The following is a 19,554-nucleotide window of genomic DNA, read 5'->3' as shown; positions in this document are numbered from 1 at the left end:
GGCCGGACGCTAGCGCCGCCACGACACGGGCGCCAGCAGGATCGATCGCAGCGGTGGCACACGCGCGCATCTTGTGGATGCGCGCTCGCTTGAGGCCATATATGGCGTTTCGGTTGACTTGTTGCGGTGGCGCGGCAACAATCCGCTAACCGAGCAGAACAAGACGGAGCGCCAAGGTGCGATTCGACCGGCTTCGCCTCAATGGCTTCAAGAGCTTCGTGGACCCGACCGATCTGGTCATCCGTGAGGGGCTGACCGGGGTCGTCGGTCCGAATGGCTGCGGCAAGTCCAACCTGCTCGAGGCGCTGCGCTGGGTGATGGGCGAGAATCGCCCGACCGCGATGCGTGGCGAGGGCATGGAGGATGTCATCTTTGCCGGCACATCGCGCCGGTCCGCGCGCGGCCACGCAGAGGTCATGCTGACGGTCGACAACCGCGACCGGCTGGCACCGGCGGGCTTCAACGACGACGATCGGTTCGATATCGTGCGCCGGATCACGCGCGACGCGGGCTCTGCCTACAAGATCGGAGGCAAGGATGTCCGGGCGCGCGATGTGCAGATGCTGTTCGCGGACGCCTCGACCGGCGCCCATTCCCCGGCTCTGGTCCGTCAGGGGCAGATCAGCGAACTGATAAACGCCAAGCCCAAGAACCGGCGCCGCATCCTGGAAGAGGCGGCTGGAATCAGCGGCCTCTATCAGCGCCGGCACGAGGCCGAACTGAAGCTGAACGGGGCAGAAAACAACCTGACGCGCGTCGATGACACGCTGGAGCAGCTGACGGCGCAGGCGGCCAGCCTTGCGCGCCAGGCGCGCGCGGCCGCGAAATATCGCGAGTTCGGCGCTTCCCTGCGGCTGGCCGAGGGGGTGCTGCTGTATCGCCGTTGGGCCGAGGCAGAGGCCGCCCGGCTGGCTGCGGCCGACGCATTGGCCGATGCCCTGGGATCCGCAGCCCAGGCCGAGGCGGCATCGCGGCAGGCGGCGTCGCTGCGCGAGGCCGCGGACGCGGCACTGCCCCCCCTGCGCGAGGAGGAACAGGTCGCCGCGGCGATCCTCTCGCGGCTGGTCGTCGAGCGCGAGGCGCTGGACGAGGCCGAGGCGCGCGCGGCCGAACAGGTGCGCGGCCTCGTCGCCCGGATCGCACAACTCGACCGCGACATCGAGCGCGAGGACGCCCTGAACCGCGACGCGGGCGAGGTGGTGGAGCGGCTGGCCTGGGAGCAGGCCGAACTGGAAAAGGCCGGGCAGGGGCATGAGGCCCGTCTGGACATCGCGGCGGCGCAGGCGGATGAAGCTGCAGACGCGCTGCGCGAGGTCGAGGCGCGGCTGGCCGAGCTGACCGACGAATCGGCGCGGCTGGCGGCGCGGCACCAATCTGCCGACAGGCTGGTCGCCGATCTTCGCGCGATGCGAGACCGGGCCGAACGCGCCGCCGCCGAAGCCGAAGGCAACGCGGCCCGCGCAGCCGAGGCCGGCAACGCCGCCGCAGATGCGCTGCGCGCGGCCGAAGAGGCGCAGGAGGCCGCCCGGTATCGCGCCGAAGCCGCCGAGGATGCCCTTGCCGAAGCCGAGGCCGCCCGCGCCGAGGCGGAGTCCGCCGAGGCGTCGGCGCGCGCGGCCCGGTCCGAGGCCGAGGGCGAAAACGGCGCGCTTGCCGCCGAGATGGCTGCGCTGCGGCGGCTGGTGGACCGTGGCCGTTCGGGCGGCAAGGCGATCCTGGACCGGGTGCAGGTGAGCAAGGGTTTCGAGAATGCCTTCGGTGCCGCGCTTGGCGACGATCTGCGGGCCGGTCTGGCAGAGGATGGCGAAACCGGCTGGCATGCGCTGCCGGGCTGGGACGCGCCGCAACCCCTGCCCGAAGGGGCGCGGCCGCTATCGGCTCAGGTGGCGGGTCCGGACGCCCTGTCGCGCAGGCTGTCGCAGGTCGGCTGGGTCGCCGACGTCGCGACCGGTGCCGCGATGCAGGCGGGATTGGCGCCCGGGCAGAGGCTCGTGACGCCCGCGGGCGATCTGTTCCGATGGGACGGAATGCGGGTCATGGCGGGCGAGGCGTCGTCGTCGGCCGCCCTGCATCTTCAGAAGGTCAACCAGTTGAACGAGATCGCCGGACAGGCCGAGGCGGCCGAGGCCCGCGCTGCGGTGGCCGCCGACAGGCATGATGCCGCCAGGGCCTGCCTGGCCGAAGCCTCGGGCAACGAGAAATCCGCCCGCGATGCGCGGCGAGAGGCAGAGCGGCTGCTGTCGGATGCGTCGCGGGCCGCGACACGGGCGGAATCGGATCTGTCGATGGCCAGCAGCCGGCTGGAGTCGGCACGGGGCGAGCTTGCCCGCCACCGCGCTGATGCCCAGGATGCGCACGGTCGCCTGGGCCAGGCTGAACGCGCCCTGGCGGATCTGCCCGACAAAGCGGATGCCGCCGCCGCCGTGGAAAACGCCCGCACCGGCGTCGAGGCCGCGCGGATCGCAACCATGACCCGCCGGGCCGCGCTGGACGAATTGCGGCGCGAAGGGAATGCCCGCATCAGGCGGCTGCAGGAAATCGCCAAGGAGGAATCCGGCTGGAAGCTGCGCCTGCAACAGGCCGGCACGCGCGCCGCCGAGCTGGCCGCGCGGAGGGACGGTGCTGCTGACGAGCTGGAAGCGGCCGAGGCGCAGCCTGCGATCCTCGCCCAAAGGCGCGACAGCCTGACAGAGCGCGAGGTCGTGGCCGACCGGCGCCTTGCCGCCGCCCGCGATGCGCTGTCCCTGGCCGACGAGACGGCGCGCGCAGCCGCCCATGCCGAGCGCGACGCCGAGCGCGCCGCATCCGAGGCGCGCGAGATCCGCGCCGCCCGCGAGGCGCGCGCCGAAGCCGCCCGCGACAGCGAGGCTGCCGCCCGTCTTCGCATCCACGAGGACAGCGAGGATACGCCGCAGGCGCTTCTGGACAGCCTTGGCGACACCGACACCGGCATCGCGGTCTCAGCGCTGGAGGACCGGATCGCCCGGCTTCGCGGCCAGCGGGATGCGCTTGGGGCGGTGAACCTGCGGGCTGACGAGGACAAGCGCGAACTGGAAGAGGAACGTGACCGGCTTGCCGCCGAGAAGACGGATCTGGAAGAGGCGATCCGCAAGCTGCGCGCCGGGATCGGCAGCCTGAATCGCGAAGGCCGCGAACGTCTGCTGACCGCCTTCGAGACGGTGAACGGCAATTTCACCACGCTGTTCACCACCCTGTTCGGTGGCGGCGAGGCGCGGCTGGTGCTGGTCGAATCCGACGATCCGCTGGAGGCCGGGCTCGAGATCATGTGCCAGCCGCCGGGCAAGAAGCTGTCCACGCTGTCGCTGCTGTCGGGGGGCGAGCAGACATTGACTGCGCTGGCCCTGATCTTCGCGGTGTTTCTGGCCAACCCTGCGCCGATCTGTGTGCTGGACGAGGTCGATGCGCCGCTGGACGACGCCAATGTCAGCCGCTTCTGCGACCTGCTGGACGCGATGACACGCAAGACCGAGACGCGGTTCCTGATCATCACCCATCATGCCGTGACGATGGCGCGGATGGACCGGCTGTTCGGCGTGACGATGGTCGAGCAGGGGGTCAGCCAGCTGGTCAGCGTCGATCTGAAACGCGCCGAGGCTCTGGTCGCCTGATCCGCCCCGCGCTAGGCTGCGCGCGAATCCCGACCGCCGTCCGGGATGCGATGCCGGACGGCCCTGACCGATGAGGACATCCGATGAGCATCGACGCAACCCTGGCCGAAAAAGGCATCACCCTGCCGGACGCGCCCGCCCCGGCGGCGAATTACGTGCCGTTCGTGAAAAGCGGCAACCTGATCTTCGTGTCCGGCCAGATCAGTGCGGACGAGAACGGTCTGATCAAGGGCAAGCTGGGCGAGGCCCTGTCGGTCGAGGCCGGGGCGGCGGCCGCGCGGCGCTGCGGCCTGTCCTTGATTGCGCAGCTGAAAGCCGCTGTGGGCGATCTGGACCGGGTCAAGCGCGTGGTCAAGCTGACGGGTTTCGTCAATTCCACCCCCGATTTCACCGACCAGCCCAAGGTCATCAACGGCTGCTCTGATCTGATGGTCGAAGTTTTTGGCGATGCCGGGCGCCATGCGCGCGCGGCCGTCTCGGCACCGTCCCTGCCTCTGGGCGTCGCAGTCGAGATCGAAGCGATCTTCGAGGTCGCCTGATGGCCGCCCTGCCGTCCGAATTCATCCGCATCCCGATCGCCCATCGCGGTCTGCATGGGAAGGACATACCCGAAAACAGCCTCGCGGCCGCACAGGCCGCGATCGAAGCGGGCTATGGAATCGAGATCGACGTCCAGCCGGCGGCGGACGACGTGCCCATGGTGTTTCACGATTACGATCTGGCCCGCCTCGCGGGTGAGGAGGTCTTCATCGCGGATATCGACTCCGACGAACTGGCCGAACGGCGGCTGCTGACCAGCGCCGAGACGATCCCGACACTGGCCGCCCTCTTGCGGCTGGTCGAGGGGCGCGTGCCGCTGTTGATCGAGATCAAGGATCAGGATGGGCGCCTTGGGCCGCATATCGGCGATCTGCACCGGCATGTCGCCGACCAGTTGAAAGCCTATGAAGGGCCGGTCGCTGTGATGTCCTTCAACCCGCATGTGGTGAAGGCATTTCACGAGCGTGCACCAGAGATCCCGGTCGGGATCACCTCGTGCGGGTTTCCGGCCGAGGATTGGCCAGCACTGGACGCAGAAACCCGCCGCCGCCTGGCCGATATCGACGATTTTCCCGACACCGGCGCGTGCTTCATCTCGCATGACAGAAAGGATCTGGCCAATCTGCGGGTCGATGCGCTGAAGGCGCAGGGCGTCCCGGTCCTGTGCTGGACAGTCCGCAGCGCCGAGCAGGAGACCGCCGCGCGGGAGGTCGCGGACAACATCACCTTCGAGGGATACCGCCCCGATGTCTGAACCGCGCGGATGCAACGCTGCCTGCCCTGCGGGCAGGCGGTGGCCGGGGGGCTCACACCCCCGGACCCCTGCGGGGGGGAACGCAGACCGGAAATCGGTCCACTTCGCTGCGGGCGCGGGCGCCGCCGGCAGATCGCCGCAGCCGAGGCGATCGTGAGCCAGGCCGCGCTGCCACTGCGCGCGCAGGTCCCTGGCCTGGTCCCATGAGCGCGCCGCTGACACTGACCACCCATTCCGCCATCGCCGAGATCGCGCCCGAGACATGGGACGCGCTTGGCGACGGCAATCCCTTCACCTCGCATCGCTTCCTGAACGCGCTCGAGCTTTCGGGATCGGTCGGACCGGGAACAGGCTGGCAGCCGCTTCACCTGACCATCGAGAGAGACGGACAGATCGTCGGCGCCGCCCCGCTTTACGCGAAATCGCACAGCCAGGGTGAGTACATCTTTGATCACGCCTGGGCGCAGGCCTATATGCGGGCGGGCGGCGACTATTATCCCAAGCTGCAATCCTGCGTGCCCTTCACGCCCGCAACGGGCGCGCGTCTGCTGTCGCCCGAACCCGGCGTGCAACGGGCGCTGCTGGCCGGCATGACGCAGCTGGCCGAGCGCGGCGGAGCATCGGGCGTCCATGTCACCTTCTGCACCGGCGAAGAGGCCGCACTGGGCAAGGCGGCGGGTTTTCTGCCACGCGTCACCCAGCAATTCCATTGGTTCAATCGCGACTATGGCAGCTATGACGATTTCCTGGCCGACCTTTCTTCGCGCAAGCGAAAGGCGCTGCGAAAGGAACGGCAGCGGGCGCAGGATTTCGGCGGAACGATCCGGCACCTGACCGGGGACGCGCTGCGGCCCGAGCACTGGGATGCGTTCTGGCGCTTCTATCAGGACACCGGCAACCGCAAATGGGGCACGCCCTATCTGACCCGCGCCTTCTTTGACGGCGTGGACCGGACCATGCGCGACGACGTGCTGCTTGTGCTGGCCGAACGGGACGGACAACCGATCGCGGGCGCGCTGAACTTCATAGGGCCCGACGCGATCTATGGCCGTTACTGGGGCTGCGTCGAGGATCATGCCTATCTGCATTTCGAGCTGTGCTATCATCAGGCCGTCGACTATGCGATCGCACATGGCCTGTCGCGCGTCGAGGCGGGGGCGCAGGGCGAACACAAGCTGGCACGCGGCTATTTGCCGGCCCCGATCCACTCGCTGCACTGGGTTCGGGACCCGGGGTTCATGCGCGCGCTGTCGGGCTATCTGGAGCAGGAGCGAGCAGCGATGGGCGATGAGATCGCGACACTGACCGACTGGGGTCCGTTTCGCAAATCGAACGCGCCCACCGATTCGTGAGCGGGCAGACCAGGGCGGGTTGCCTTGCCTGCGGTTCGTGGAGGTCGAACCGGCGGTCACCAGCAACTGCGCCATGTCTATCGCAGTCGTGCAGGATGGACGAAGATCAGCGTCGCGCGGTCCTGACGGGGCGGCCTGGCCTTGGCAATCCAAGGCCCGGTCAGCTGGTCGGTTTGTGGTCGGGCCGCAACAGGTTCCGGCCGTCATCGACACGCCCGCGATCCACCAACTGCTCGAACGCAGAATCCGGACTGACGTCATATGGTGTCGCCTCCGGCGCGGGCTCGGCGGGTACAGGCCTGGGCACGGGCGCTTCGATACCCGTTTCGGTGCCCTCGATCCGGATGCGGTGGATCGGTTCGGGGATGCCGTATCCGGCCGCGTCGAGAGCTTGGCGCAAGCGCCGGAAAACCTCGCCCCGCGCCAGATCGAAATCGGTCCCGTCCTGCGACACCCACGCGCCGGCACGGATCACGAGAAATTCGTTTCCCGAGGCCTCGATCCATGCGACGGGCTCGGGACGAGGAAGGACGAAATCCATCGCGGCCAGCGTGCGCAGGACCAGATCGCGCGCCCTGTCCAGATCGGCGACCGGATCCACGGTGAGATCGACCAGAAGGCGGCGCTCGGGGTTGCGCGTATAGTTCGTCAGGACCGCCTTGTAGACGATCTGGTTTGGAAGCCGAATATGGTTGCCGTCAAGCGTGAGAAGCGTTGTTCCGCGACTGGTCAGCCGGATCACGCGGCCGCGTTGACCGGCAAGTTCGATCAGATCGTCGGGACTGAACGGCTGGCGGAGCGACAGGATGATCGTCGCTACGAAATTCTCGATCGTGTCACGCGCGGCAAAGCTCAGTGACAGGCCGAAGATGCCGGCGGCGCCGAGCAGGGTGCCCAGCAATGCCGTCGCCTCCATCAGGTCCAGCGCGACGACCAGCGCGACCACCCAGGAACTCAATCTGATCGACTGCGCCATGAAGTCGGCGATGAAAGGGTTGGGCGCAATTCGCGCCAGCGTCTTTCTGCGACGTGACAGCCAGCCGCCGATGAGGACGATGGCGGTGCCCACGAGCAGCCCAAGGAAGACGAAGGGAAGACCGGCGACGACCTGGTTAAGCCGCTGCAGAAACCTTTCGCGCACCGATTCCAGTCGCAAGCTGATATCGGTCGACAAAGCCACCTGATCCTCGATGGCGACCACCCCGTCCACGCGCGCGACCAGCGTGTTCAGTCGGTCGATCGTGTCCTGCTCGGTGACCTCGCCGGTCAGAGTGACGATGCCCGCATCCACGCGCACGCGCACGGAATCGAAGGCTGCGACCTGCTTCAGCATGCTGTCGATGCGGTTTCGGATCGCCAGGTCGGTCGAGGCATTGTTCTGGACAGAGATGGTGCCGCTGGGTGCCGTCGCGCCATCGCCGCCGACCTGCCCCTGAACCGGGCCCGCCAGGCCCGCGCCGACGACGAGCAGCAGGACGAGCAGCAGGCCCCGCATCATGCCATGATCGGTTCTGCCTTGGCCAATGCGTCAAAGCGCATCAGGGTGGCGACCAGCGCCGTCATCTGGTCCAGCGGGATCATGTTCGGGCCGTCCGAGGGTGCTTTGTCTGGATCCTCGTGGGTTTCGATGAAGACGGCGGCCACGCCAAGCGACACGGCGGCGCGCGCCATCACCGGCGCGAATTCACGCTGCCCGCCCGAGGACCCGCCCTGACCACCGGGCTGCTGGACGGAATGGGTCGCATCCATCACGATCGGGTAGCCCGTGCGCGCCATGATCGGGATCGATCGCATGTCCGCCACCAGCGTATTGTAGCCGAAGCTGACGCCGCGTTCGGTCAGAAGGATTTTCTGGTTGCCCGTCGAGGCGACCTTTTCGGCCACGTTGGGCATGTCCCAGGGCGCCAGGAACTGGCCCTTCTTGACGTTGATGACCGCACCGGTCCTGCCCGCTGCCAGCAGCAGGTCGGTCTGGCGGCAAAGAAAGGCCGGAATCTGGATGACATCGACCGACTCGGAGGCAAGGATGGCCTGTTCGGCGTCGTGGACATCGGTCAGCACGGGGCAGCCAAGACGTTGGCGCACGGTTGCGAGCATCTCGAGCCCTTCGTCGATGCCGACGCCCCGACGGCCTTTCATCGAAGTGCGGTTCGCCTTGTCGTAGCTGGCCTTGAAGACGAAGCTTGCGCCGGCCTTCGCGCAGGCTTCGGCCATCCTTTCGGCGATCATCAGCGCGTGGTCCAGGGTCTCAAGCTGGCAGGGGCCCGCGATCACCGTCAGCGGAAGGTCGTTGCCGCAGGTCAGATCGCCGATGCGGACGTGGCGGGGTGTGGTCATGTGGATACCTGTTCTCGCAAGATGGAAGCGGTCAGGGACAACATGAGGTAGATCCCCGAAAAAATCAAAAAGGCGACCAGTGTGTTCTGGACGGCCCTTGGATAGGTCGCCTCGTCCGGCGGAACGGGGGCGACCGACAGCGACAGATAGCGGACCTGCTTGTTGGCTTCGATCCGCGCCGTTTCCATCTGCGCGGCCGCCGCCGCCAGCAGTTCCTGCCGCGTCGCAAGGTCGCTTTCGGCGATCCGCAATTCGCCCGTGACCGCGGCCAGAGAGCTGCGCGTGTCGTTGCCCTGGGTCAGCTGAAGTCGGGTGGTGGCGATCATCTCTTGCAGCCGGGCGATGTCGCCGCGCACGGTCTCGACGCGGCTTTGCTGGGGGCGTGAATTCGCCATAAGCTGCCCCAGTTCAAGCTGTTTCTGGCTGAGTTGGCCTTCGAGCGTGGCGATCTGGTTCATGATGACGGTGCCTTCCGCGACCGGGTCCAGAACGCCCAGCTCCTGCTGCAGCTGCTGCACGCGCCGCTGGGCGGCAACAACCTTGTCCTCGGCATCCTGGTAGTTCCGGACCGCGCCGTCCATCTGGTCGTCGCGCAGCCGCGAGGTCATGCGGTCGACCTGTTCCTCGGCGTAGTCGATCAGCGCCAGCGAGAATTCCTGGCTGAGCCGGGGATCGGGGGCGATCACCTCCATGTCCAGCATCCCCTCGGTCGGATCATAGCCGATCTTCACTGAATCCAGATAGACCTTGTAGGCGGCCTCGTTCGTGGCGTCGGGGGCAAGCCGCTTGACCGGGTCCACCGAGGGATCCTGGAAGGCCCGCTTGAAGCCCTTGTCCGCATCCAGCCGCAGCATCGCGTCGCGCGAGGTCAGATAGCTTTGCACCGCAACGGAATCCGGGTTCGTCGCCATCTGCGACCCGGCCAGCAGTCCGCCCATCCCGCCTGAGCCGGCACTCTCGGCCATCTGGATCTGAAATTGCGAGAAGGTCGCGTAAAGCGGCGTGGCGACGCGAAAGTAATACCACCCGGCGATGGCGGTCGGCAGTGCAACGAAGAACAGCAATCGCAGCGCCAGCATTGTCATCCGCCGGCGGCGACGGCGGGCGATGTCGCGCTGGATCAGATAGATTTCAGCGGCACGCTGATCCTCGGCCAGCGCCTCGCGCGAGGGCAGCGGCGGACGGACCGGGCCGACATCGGTGCCTTTCGATTGCGGAGCGATGACCGCGGGCGTGTTGCGGGCCGGTTCGGCCTGCGCACGGCTGCCCTCGGTTGCCAGGATCTGGCTCAGCGCGGCCCGGTGCGAGGGGTCGATGCCGCGCTCGCGCAGGCGCAGCACGGCCTCTTCGTCCGAGGACACCTCGATCTGGTGCAGCGCGGCGATCCGGCGCGCGATCCGCAACTGCCGCTCGGTCAGTTGCTCGGCGCGGATCGCCTGCAACCGGGCGTTCAGATCGGGGTTTTCCGGTTCGGCGGCCGGTTTCCCGAGGTCGGGAAAACCGTCGTCGATCGGGTCTGTCAGCTTCAGCCGTTCGCGCAGATCGTCGGCCCGCGGCGCTGGCGTCGCGGCCCCGGTTCGGGCCGGATCGGCCGGACCCTGACCGAAATGCGGCGGAAGGTCGGCCTTCTTTCGGATTTCGATCCGGACATTGGGCGCGGGGCTGGAGGATGGCTTCTCCGCCGCGCCGTGATCGGTCGCGGGGCGGACCGATTCCGACGGAGACAGATGAAATCTGCGGGCCTTAGGCGGTGTAGTCATAATACTGTTTCGCCTCGTCGAGTGACTCGAACATGTACAATTTTCCGTCCCGCATGATCGCCGCGTGCCGGCAGAACTTTTCGATCGTCTTGGGCTGATGCGAGACGATCACGACCGTCGAGTTCCGCAGCCTTTCGAACAGAACCTCGCCGGCCTTGCGGTTGAATTCCACATCGGTGGTCTGAGGCATTCCCTCGTCGATCAGGTAGATGTCGAATTCCAGCGCCAGCAGCAGCGAAAAGGTAAACCGCTGCCGCATCCCCGAGGAATAGGTCCCCACGGGCATGTCGAAATATTCCTTGATGTCGGTCAGCCAGCGCGTGAAGGCCGAAACATAGTCCGGGTCAAGCCCGTAGATCCGCGCGATGTAGCGCGAATTCTCGTTCGCGGAGTGCTTCGAGACGACGCCACCCATGAACCCCAGCGGAAAGGAAATGCGGCAATCGCGCCGGATCGTGCCCTCATCGGGTTTTTCCAGACCGCACATCATGTTGATCAGGGTCGTCTTGCCGGTGCCGTTCGGGGCCAGGATGCCAAGTGAACTGCCCAGTTCGACGCGGAACGAGGCCCGGTCGAGGATCACCTTGCGCTGCGTCCCGGTCCAGAAGGATTTCGAGACATTGTCGAATTCCAGCATGGCTGTTCGTTACCATCCGTCACGCGTTGTCCGGCCGCCATGCCGGGCCTCCGACAGAACCTGCCGGACCATAGGCTGACGCCCCATCACTGTCCAGTTTGGTTCCGCAATGCCTGATAAATCGTGAGTCTGCACCCTTCTTTCGCGCGGCATTTTCACTAGATGTTCTGGATGTCCGGACTTGCCGATCAGATCGCGTCCTGCCGCATCTGCGCTGCGCGCTTTGCTGCGACGGCCACCTCGCATCAGCCAAGGCCGGTTGTCTGGTTCCATGCCAGCGCCCGGATCCTGATCGTCGGGCAGGCGCCGGGAATGCGCGTCCATGAAAGCGGGCGGCCCTTCACCGACCGGTCCGGCGACCGCCTGCGCGACTGGATGGGGGTGGACGAAACGACGTTCTATGATCGCGAGCGGGTGGCGATCGTCCCGATGGCCTTCTGCTTTCCCGGATATGACGCAGGCGGCGCGGACCTGGCCCCACCTGCGGTGTGCGCCGAAACATGGCGAGACCGGGTGATGGCCATGCTGAAACCGCGCTTGTTGCTGCTGGTCGGCGGCCATGCCATGCGCTGGCATCTGGGTTCGCGCGATGTCACGTCGACGGTGAGGAACTGGCGCGAGCATGCCCCCCTGACCTTTCCACTTCCACACCCGTCCTGGCGCAACACAGCCTGGCTGCGCCGCAATCCCTGGTTCGAGGCCGAGCTTGTGCCAGCCTTGCGCGGGGCGGTCGCGGACGAGCTGGGCCGGCCCGGGCAAGCCGTCCAAGCCGTCTGATCTGCCGCCGGCAGAGCGGGACGCGCGTGTGACGGAATGGCCGCGCGGGAACCTGCATTTCCGACGGAAGCGATCGGCGTTTCGGCGTCCGTCCGGTGGTGCAAACGCCGCGTCTTGTTGATGGGGGGTTTAATCTTGCCGGTCCGCGGGACATTCTTGCCTTACCCGAAACTCAGGATCCCTGCCATGTCACATGTGTTCCCGCGCAATTGCCACGCCCAACTCCCGACCGCTGTCGGAGGCGCGGGGGTCTGGCTGATCGATTCGGACGGCAATCGCTATCTGGACGGTTCCGGAGGCGCGGCGGTCAGTTGCCTTGGTCACGGCGATCCGCAGGTCACCGAGGCGATCAAGGCGCAGCTCGACAAGCTTGCCTTCGCGCATACCGGCTTTCTGACCAGCGAGCCCGCCGAGGCGCTGGCCGACCTGCTGGTCGCTCACGCACCGGGGGATCTGGACCGAGTCTATTTCGTCAGTGGCGGCTCCGAGGCGACCGAGGCCGCCATCAAGCTGGCGCGTCAATACTGGGTCGAGAAAGGCCAGCCCGATCGCTCCAGGCTGATCGCCCGTCGGCAAAGCTATCACGGCAACACCATCGGTGCGCTGTCTGCAGGCGGGAATGAATGGCGCCGACAGCAATTCGGGCCCTTGCTGCTGGATGTCAGCCATATCGCCCCCTGCTATGAATATCGGGAACGTGCCGAAACCGAGACGGCCGAGGAATACGGCATCCGGGCGGCCGAGACGTTGCGCGAGGAAATCCTGCGTGTCGGGCCCGAAACCGTGATGGCCTTCATGGCCGAGCCGGTGGTCGGCGCGACGTCGGGCGCGGTCCCGCCGGTGCCGGGATACTTCAAGCGCATCCGCGAGATCTGTGATGAGTTCGACATCCTGCTGATTCTGGACGAGGTGATGTGCGGCATGGGCCGGACCGGCACGCTTTTCGCCTGCGAGCAGGACGGCATCGCGCCCGACATCCTGTGCATCGCCAAGGGTCTGGGGGCCGGGTATCAGCCGATCGGCGCCATGTTGGTCAGCACGGCGATCTATGACGCCATCGCGCAGGGCAGTGGCTTTTTCCAGCATGGCCACACCTATATCGGCCATCCCGTCGCCACTGCGGCGGGGCTGGCCGTGGTCCGCGCCATCCTTGATCGCGGGCTGCTGCCGCAGGTACAGAAGAAGGGGGCCGCCCTGCAAGAGGCGCTGCAGACCCGGTTCGGCCAGCATCCCCATGTCGGCGATATCCGCGGACGGGGGCTTTTCCGGGGCATCGAGATCGTCGCGGACCGGGACAGCAAGGCCCCCTTCGATCCTTCGCGAAAGATCGCGGCAGCGTTGAAGAAGGCCAGTTTCGCGCGCGGGCTGATCTGCTATCCGATGTCGGGCACGATCGATGGAAAGCACGGCGACCACATCCTGCTGGCGCCGCCCTTCATCATATCCGAGGACGAGATGACCGCACTCGTGGATCGTCTGGCCGGCGCGATGGACGAGGTTCTTCCAGCGGGCAGCTGAGGCGGCGCGCAAACGGGTCGATGCCGGATTCGCCGCGTCGCATGGCGGTGAAGTCGCCGCAAGTTGCTGAAAAAAAATATGAATTGCGGGCAATCGGATTTGGGATTGCCAAAACGGGCCACTACGCTACCGTATCCGCCAACCTGCGCCCCGGTGCAGGATGAAGAAAATGCAAAAGCAACAGTCAAAGGGAGCTAGCCGCATGAACAAGCTCAAATCGATTCTTCTCACGACCGCCTTCGCCGCCGGTGCGACCGCCGCCGCCGCGCAGGAAGATCGTTTCATCACCATCGGTACCGGCGGTCAGACCGGCGTCTATTACGTGGTCGGCCAGTCGATCTGTCGTCTGGTGAACCGCGACACCGAGACCACGGGCATCAAGTGCACGGCGCCGTCGACCGGCGGGTCGGTCGCCAACGTCAACGCCATCAAGTCCGGCGACATGACCATGGGCGTGGCGCAGTCCGACATCCAGTATCACGCCTATAACGGCAGCTCTGAAGAGTTCGAGGGCGACAAGAAATTCGACAATCTGCGCGCCGTCTTCTCGGTCCATCCCGAACCGTTCACGGTGGTGGCGCGCAAGGACGCCAACATCGCCAGCTTTGACGATCTCAAGGGCAAGCGGGTCAATGTCGGCAATCCGGGGTCGGGCCAGCTGGCCACGATGGAGGTCGTGCTGAATGCCAAGGGCTGGTCGATGGGCGATTTCTCGCTGGCCTCGCAGCTGAAGCCTGCCGAACAGTCCGCGGCTCTGGGCGACAACAAGGTCGATGCAATCGTCTACACCGTCGGCCATCCGAACGGCTCGATCCAGGAGGCCACCTCGACGGTGGAGGCCAATCTGGTGCCGGTGACGGGTGAGGAAATCGACAAGCTGATCGAGGAAAACCCCTACTACGCCAAGGCGACCATTCCGGGCGGCATGTATGCCGGCACGGATGAGGACACCGAAACCTTTGGCGTCAAGGCGACCTTCGTGACCTCGGCCGACGTGCCGGACGACATGGTTTATGAGGTGGTCAAGGCCGTCTTCGACAATTTCGACCGCTTCAAGGGCCTGCATCCCGCCTTCGGCAATCTCGAGCCCGAGGCGATGGTGACCGAGGGGAACAGCGCTCCGCTGCATCCGGGCGCCGAGAAGTATTACAAGGAAAAAGGCTGGATCGAATAATCCGGCACAAGACCAGGGCGGCCCGGCCGAGGGCCGCCCTTTTTTCATCTGCGATAGAATAAGAATGCCCAGCAACAGGGGGTGACGCGATGAGCGAGAAAGACAAGAACCAGCGCAGGGAATCCGACCAGTTCGAGGCCAGCGCGGTCGAGATGGAGGCTGCGGGACATGGCGGGCTGTCTCAGGAAGAGATCGACGCCCTTGTCGCCTCTTCCGACACCGGCGCGCGAACGCCTCCTGGCGCGGTTGGCAAGCTTATCCTGATCACCGCGCTGTGCTGGTCCCTGTTCCAGCTGTGGATTGCATCACCCATTCCGTTCATGGTCGGGTTCGGCGTTCTCAACGACACCGAGACGCGCTCGATCCACCTCGCCTTCGCGATTTTCCTGGCCTTTATGGCCTATCCGGCCGAGCGGACGCCGTTCCAGTTGGTTCTGGGCGTTTCGATCCCGATCCTGATGACGATCCTGTTCATGATCGGATCGAAAACCGGTGTCCCGGTCTGGTGGATGCCGATCGCCGGCCTGGCCGTGGTCGCGGCAATCCTGCTGGGCAGCCCGAAAATACGGGTGCCGCCCTGGGAATGGGCGCTGGCGCTGGTTTCCGCCGCGGCCGCCCTCTACATCTATTTCTTCTACGACTCGATCAGCACGCGCATCGGCGCGCCGATCATGCAGGACTATGTCGTCGCGGTCGTGGGGATATTGGTGCTGCTAGAGGCCACGCGCCGCAGCCTTGGTCCCGCGCTGATGATCGTGGCGACGGTCTTTCTGGCCTACACCTTCCTGGGCCCCTACATGCCGGGTATCATCGCGCACAAGGGCAACTCGCTGGCCGAGGTGGTGAACCACCAGTGGATCACCACTGAGGGCGTCTTCGGGATCGCGCTTGGCGTGTCGACCAGCTTCGTCTTCCTGTTCGTTCTGTTCGGCGCGCTGCTGGACAAGGCCGGGGCCGGAAACTACTTCATCCAGGTGGCCTTCTCGCTGATGGGGCACATGCGCGGCGGGCCTGCCAAGGCCGCCGTGGTCAGTTCCGCCATGACCGGCCTGATTTCGGGTTCGTCAATCGCGAACGTGGTCACCACCGGCACCTTCACCATCCCGCTGATGAAGAAGGTCGGGTTCAGTTCCGAAAAGGCCGGCGCGGTCGAGGTCGCCTCCTCGGTCAACGGTCAGATCATGCCACCTGTCATGGGCGCCGCCGCCTTCCTGATGGTCGAATATGTCGGCATCCCCTATTTCGACGTGGTGAAGCACGCTTTCGTTCCGGCGACGATCAGCTACATCGCGCTTGTCTACATCGTCCATCTCGAGGCGATGAAGGCCAATATGCAGGGCCTTCCGCGCGCCTATGTTCCTGGACCTCTGATCCGCCGCCTGATCGGCTTCCTTTTCGGGATCGTCGCGATCGGCATCCTGGCGTTCCTGCTGAAATTCACGATGGGCTGGATTCGTCCGACCTTCGGCGCAAGCGCGATCTTTGTGGTCTTCGCTCTGCTGACCGTCGCCTATGTCGCGCTGCTGTTCGTGGCGTCGCGCGAAGAGCCGCTTGAGCTGGACGATCCGAACGAGCCGGTGACAGAACTGCCCATGCCCGGCCCGACCGTGCGATCGGGGCTGCACTTCCTGCTGCCGATCGTCGTCCTGGTCTGGGCGCTGATGGTGGATCGCCTCTCGCCGGGCCTTTCGGCCTTCTGGGCGACCGCGTTCATGATCTTCATTCTGCTGACCCAGCGCCCGCTGATGGTGATGCTGCGCGGTGTGGACCGGACGGGTAACAGCACCACGATATCCGCCCTCCGTTCGGGTCTCGACGACCTGGTCGACGGCCTGATCTCGGGCGCGCGCAACATGATCGGCATCGGCATCGCCACGGCCACTGCCGGGATCATCGTCGGCGCGGTCAGCCAGACGGGTGTCGGCTCGGCGCTGGCGGACGTGGTCGAGGTGTTGTCGGGCGGCAACCTGATGCTGATCCTGCTGCTGACGGCGGTGCTGTCGCTGATCCTGGGCATGGGGCTGCCGACCACTGCGAACTATATCGTCGTGTCGGCGCTGCTGGCGCCGGTCATCGTGACCCTGGGTCAGCAGAACGGCCTGATCGTGCCGCTGATCGCCGTGCACCTGTTCGTCTTCTATTTCGGGATCATGGCGGATGTGACGCCGCCGGTCGGCCTTGCCAGTTTCGCGGCAGCCGCCGTTTCGGGTGGCGACCCGATCCGCACGGGGGTCATCGCGTTCTTCTACAGCCTTCGCACGGCGGCCTTGCCGTTCCTGTTCATCTTCAACACCGACCTGCTGCTGATCAATGTCGACTGGATACACGGGATCTTCGTGTTCGTGACGGCCACGATCGCAATGCTTCTGTTCGCGGCCGGGACGCAGGGCTGGTTCATCGTGCGAAACCGGATCTGGGAATCGGCGCTGCTGCTGCTGATCGCCTTTGCGATCTTCCGGCCCGGGTTCTTCATGAACTATATCTACCCGCCCTATGAGGACCTTCCGGCGACACAGTTCGAGCAGGCCCTTGCCGATTCCCCTCCCGGATCGCCGTTGCGGTTGCGTGTCGCGGGGTTGAACGATGTTGGTGACCCGATCGAATTCACCGCCCTCATCTCGGTGCCGCAAGGTGCCGACGGCGCCGAGCGCCTGGCGGCGCTGGGGGTTGAGACCGTTCAGACCGGAGACGATGTCGTGATCGACAACGTGGCCTTCGACAGCCCGGGACAGGCCGCCGGCCTGGATTGGGACCAAAAGATCCTGCTGGTCCGCGCGCCGGCACCTGCGCCGTCGAAATACTGGATCTATATTCCGGTGGCGCTGCTGCTCGCGGGTCTGGTCTGGCTGCAACGTCGCCGCGCTGACCCGAACGAGGGACAGCCGCGCGGTAAAGAGAAAGGGCTGAGCCATGCATGAGAACGTCCTTCTGCCCATTGACCTGGAGCACGAGGCCAGTTGGTCGAAGGCGCTTGGCGAAGCGCAGGGCCTGGTCGCCGAGGGAGGGACCCTCCATTTGCTGGGGATCGTTCCCGACATAGGCAGCTCCATGGTGGCGACCTTCCTTCCCAGAGGGTTCGAGATCAAGGCGCTCGACAACATGAAGGTCGCTCTGGACAGCTTTGCCGCCGCCCAGGTCGGAGAGAAGATCAGGGTCGTCACGCATGTCGGGCATGGTCACATCTCGGAGACCATCCTGAAATCGGCCGCGGAGGTGGGCGCCGACCTGATCGTGATGGCCAGCCACAAGCCGGATGAGCTGCGCAGCTTCCTGATCAGCAGCCAGGCGAATTCGGTCGTGCGACACTCTCCGGTGTCGGTGCTGATCGTCCGATAGGCTTGCCTGTGCAAGACCGGCCTTGCCCGGCTGGCCACGAGCAGGCAGGTTCGCGAACATGACCTCTGACATCCACATCGCCCGGCAGGCGTCCAAGCTGCCCATCGCCGATATCGCGGGCCGTCTGGGACTGCGACTGACCGACATCCTGCCTTATGGCCATGACAAGGCAAAGATCACCCATGACGCGCTTGTCGGGCTGCGTGGCCGCGATCCCGGCAAGCTGGTTCTGGTGACTGCCATCAACCCGACACCGGCGGGTGAGGGGAAGACGACCACCACCGTCGGACTGGGTGACGCCCTGAACCGCATCGGCAAGCGCGCCACGATCTGCATCCGCGAGGCGAGCCTGGGGCCGAATTTCGGCATGAAGGGCGGCGCGGCGGGCGGGGGCTACGCGCAGATCGTCCCGATGGAGGACATGAACCTTCACTTCACGGGCGATTTCCACGCGATCACCTCGGCGCACAATCTGCTGGCCGCCATGATCGACAACCATATCTACTGGGGCAACGACCTGGATATCGATACCCGCCGTGTGACGTGGCGGCGGGTCATGGACATGAATGACCGGGCGCTGCGCGACATGGCGCTGGGGTTGGGTGGCGTCTCGAACGGGTTTCCGCGCCAGACCGGCTTCGACATCACCGTCGCGTCCGAGGTGATGGCGATCCTGTGCCTGGCGCGCGACCTGGCCGATCTGCAGCTCCGGCTTGGCCGGATTGTCATCGGCTATACACGCGACCATCGGCCGGTCACGGCCCGCGACCTCAAGGCCGATGGCGCAATGACCGTCCTCTTGCGCGATGCCTTGCAACCGAACCTGGTCCAGACACTGGAGAACAATCCGGCGCTGGTCCACGGGGGACCGTTCGCCAATATTGCGCATGGCTGCAACAGCGTCATCGCGACCCGCGCGGCGCTGGCCATGTCGGAATATGTGGTGACAGAGGCCGGCTTCGGCGCCGATCTGGGGGCAGAGAAATTCCTGGACATCAAGTGCCGCCTCGCCGGGCTGGCGCCGGCGGCCGTCGTGCTGGTGGCCACAATTCGCGCGCTGAAGATGAATGGCGGCGTCGCCAGGCCCGACCTGGCCGCCGCGAATGTCCGGGCCGTCACGGCCGGTTGCGCCAATCTGGGCCGCCATATCGAGAATTTGCACGGTTTCGGGCTGCCGGTCGTGGTGGCGCTGAATCACTTCGACGGGGACAGCGCGGACGAGGTCGCGGCACTGAAGAACTACTGCACGCGGCACGGCGTCAAGGCGATCGTGGCGCGGCACTGGGCCGAGGGCGGTGCCGGCGCCGAGGAGCTTGCACAAGAGGTCGTGGCGCTGGCCGAAAGCGGCCAGGCCGATTTCCATACGCTCTACCCCGATCAGATGTCCCTGTGGCAGAAGATCGAGACGATCTGCACCCGGATCTATCGCGCCGCGCATGCCGAGGCCGCAGCCGGCGTGCGGGATCAGCTTGAGGCATGGGAAGAGGCCGGGCACGGCGGCATGCCGGTGTGCATCGCCAAGACGCAATATTCCTTTTCCACCGATCCCGCGTTGCGTGGCGCGCCCGATGGCCATGTCATCCCGGTGCGCGAGGTCAGGCTGAGCGCCGGGGCGGGGTTCGTCGTCGCGGTCTGCGGCGAGATCATGACCATGCCCGGCCTGCCGCCCCATCCGGCCGCGGAATCGATCGGGCTGGACGCCGACGGACAGATAGAGGGGCTGTTCTGAGCGCTTGTCCG

Annotated in this window: 14 protein-coding genes; 10 read left to right on the top strand and 4 right to left on the bottom strand. The window is 65.9% G+C overall.

Annotated features, from left to right (window positions below):
• Positions 1-176: 176 nt before the first annotated feature.
• From L1965_RS04685 to L1965_RS04670, 4 genes are all read left to right on the top strand, one after another.
• Complete coding sequence (locus tag L1965_RS04685) at positions 177-3,629, top strand: chromosome segregation SMC family protein (protein ID WP_235755250.1); 3,453 nt, start codon at positions 177-179, stop codon at positions 3,627-3,629.
• An 83-nt stretch (positions 3,630-3,712) separates the two neighbouring features.
• A complete protein-coding gene (locus L1965_RS04680; RefSeq protein ID WP_235755249.1) occupies positions 3,713-4,168 on the top strand; it encodes a RidA family protein in 456 nt (151 codons plus the stop codon).
• Entirely contained in the window at positions 4,168-4,923 is a 756-nt protein-coding gene (locus L1965_RS04675; protein WP_235755248.1) for a glycerophosphodiester phosphodiesterase family protein, read from the top strand. The genes L1965_RS04680 and L1965_RS04675 overlap by 1 nt, the downstream gene beginning before the upstream one ends.
• Before the next feature lie 203 nt (positions 4,924-5,126).
• Complete coding sequence (locus L1965_RS04670; RefSeq protein ID WP_235755247.1) at positions 5,127-6,275, top strand: GNAT family N-acetyltransferase; 1,149 nt, start codon at positions 5,127-5,129, stop codon at positions 6,273-6,275.
• Between the two features lie 160 nt (positions 6,276-6,435).
• Here L1965_RS04670 and L1965_RS04665 read toward each other — a convergent pair whose 3' ends face one another.
• From L1965_RS04665 to L1965_RS04650, 4 genes are read right to left on the bottom strand one after another with little or no spacing between them, the layout of a single operon-like run.
• A complete protein-coding gene (locus L1965_RS04665) occupies positions 6,436-7,773 on the bottom strand; it encodes a mechanosensitive ion channel family protein (RefSeq protein ID WP_235755246.1) in 1,338 nt (445 codons plus the stop codon).
• Positions 7,770-8,612, bottom strand: a complete 843-nt coding sequence (gene kdsA, locus L1965_RS04660) for a 3-deoxy-8-phosphooctulonate synthase (protein WP_235755245.1) — start codon at positions 8,610-8,612, stop codon at positions 7,770-7,772. The genes L1965_RS04665 and kdsA overlap by 4 nt, the downstream gene beginning before the upstream one ends.
• Complete coding sequence (locus L1965_RS04655; RefSeq protein ID WP_235755244.1) at positions 8,609-10,372, bottom strand: capsule biosynthesis protein; 1,764 nt, start codon at positions 10,370-10,372, stop codon at positions 8,609-8,611. Before L1965_RS04655 ends, kdsA begins: the two co-directional genes overlap by 4 nt.
• Positions 10,356-11,009, bottom strand: a complete 654-nt coding sequence (locus tag L1965_RS04650; protein WP_235755243.1) for an ABC transporter ATP-binding protein — start codon at positions 11,007-11,009, stop codon at positions 10,356-10,358. Before L1965_RS04650 ends, L1965_RS04655 begins: the two co-directional genes overlap by 17 nt.
• A gap of 171 nt (positions 11,010-11,180) precedes the next feature.
• On the opposite strand from L1965_RS04650, the gene L1965_RS04645 reads away from it, so the two are divergent.
• The 6 genes from L1965_RS04645 to L1965_RS04620 all read left to right on the top strand — a co-directional run bounded on the left by L1965_RS04645 (position 11,181) and on the right by L1965_RS04620 (position 19,543).
• Positions 11,181-11,786, top strand: coding sequence for a uracil-DNA glycosylase family protein (locus L1965_RS04645; protein WP_235755242.1), 606 nt, complete (start codon positions 11,181-11,183; stop codon positions 11,784-11,786).
• A 186-nt stretch (positions 11,787-11,972) separates the two neighbouring features.
• The gene (locus tag L1965_RS04640; protein WP_235755241.1) at positions 11,973-13,304 is read left to right on the top strand and encodes an aspartate aminotransferase family protein; all 1,332 of its coding nucleotides are present in this window, start codon (positions 11,973-11,975) and stop codon (positions 13,302-13,304) included.
• 202 nt (positions 13,305-13,506) lie between these two features.
• The gene (locus L1965_RS04635; protein WP_235755240.1) at positions 13,507-14,478 is read left to right on the top strand and encodes a TAXI family TRAP transporter solute-binding subunit; all 972 of its coding nucleotides are present in this window, start codon (positions 13,507-13,509) and stop codon (positions 14,476-14,478) included.
• 89 nt (positions 14,479-14,567) lie between these two features.
• Entirely contained in the window at positions 14,568-17,396 is a 2,829-nt protein-coding gene (locus L1965_RS04630) for a TRAP transporter permease (protein ID WP_235755239.1), read from the top strand.
• Positions 17,389-17,814, top strand: coding sequence for a universal stress protein (locus tag L1965_RS04625; protein WP_235755238.1), 426 nt, complete (start codon positions 17,389-17,391; stop codon positions 17,812-17,814). Before L1965_RS04630 ends, L1965_RS04625 begins: the two co-directional genes overlap by 8 nt.
• 58 nt (positions 17,815-17,872) lie before the next feature.
• Complete coding sequence (locus L1965_RS04620; RefSeq protein WP_235755237.1) at positions 17,873-19,543, top strand: formate--tetrahydrofolate ligase; 1,671 nt, start codon at positions 17,873-17,875, stop codon at positions 19,541-19,543.
• Positions 19,544-19,554 lie beyond the last annotated feature (11 nt).

Origin of the sequence: Paracoccus salsus (genome assembly GCF_021556615.1) — a bacterium.
Taxonomy (GTDB): domain Bacteria; phylum Pseudomonadota; class Alphaproteobacteria; order Rhodobacterales; family Rhodobacteraceae; genus Paracoccus; species Paracoccus salsus.
Note: the sequence above shows the minus strand (reverse complement) of the source record. Positions and strands in the feature narration are given on the sequence as shown.

Coding starts and splice junctions, on each gene's coding strand:
- L1965_RS04680 (WP_235755249.1), top strand. CDS start 3,713: ATGAGCATCGACGCAACCCTGGCCGAAAAAGGCATCACCCTGCCGGAC.
- L1965_RS04675 (WP_235755248.1), top strand. CDS start 4,168: ATGGCCGCCCTGCCGTCCGAATTCATCCGCATCCCGATCGCCCATCGC.
- L1965_RS04670 (WP_235755247.1), top strand. CDS start 5,127: ATGAGCGCGCCGCTGACACTGACCACCCATTCCGCCATCGCCGAGATC.
- L1965_RS04665 (WP_235755246.1), bottom strand. CDS start 7,773: ATGATGCGGGGCCTGCTGCTCGTCCTGCTGCTCGTCGTCGGCGCGGGC.
- kdsA (WP_235755245.1), bottom strand. CDS start 8,612: ATGACCACACCCCGCCACGTCCGCATCGGCGATCTGACCTGCGGCAAC.
- L1965_RS04655 (WP_235755244.1), bottom strand. CDS start 10,372: ATGACTACACCGCCTAAGGCCCGCAGATTTCATCTGTCTCCGTCGGAA.
- L1965_RS04650 (WP_235755243.1), bottom strand. CDS start 11,009: ATGCTGGAATTCGACAATGTCTCGAAATCCTTCTGGACCGGGACGCAG.
- L1965_RS04645 (WP_235755242.1), top strand. CDS start 11,181: ATGTCCGGACTTGCCGATCAGATCGCGTCCTGCCGCATCTGCGCTGCG.
- L1965_RS04640 (WP_235755241.1), top strand. CDS start 11,973: ATGTCACATGTGTTCCCGCGCAATTGCCACGCCCAACTCCCGACCGCT.
- L1965_RS04635 (WP_235755240.1), top strand. CDS start 13,507: ATGAACAAGCTCAAATCGATTCTTCTCACGACCGCCTTCGCCGCCGGT.
- L1965_RS04630 (WP_235755239.1), top strand. CDS start 14,568: ATGAGCGAGAAAGACAAGAACCAGCGCAGGGAATCCGACCAGTTCGAG.
- L1965_RS04625 (WP_235755238.1), top strand. CDS start 17,389: ATGCATGAGAACGTCCTTCTGCCCATTGACCTGGAGCACGAGGCCAGT.
- L1965_RS04620 (WP_235755237.1), top strand. CDS start 17,873: ATGACCTCTGACATCCACATCGCCCGGCAGGCGTCCAAGCTGCCCATC.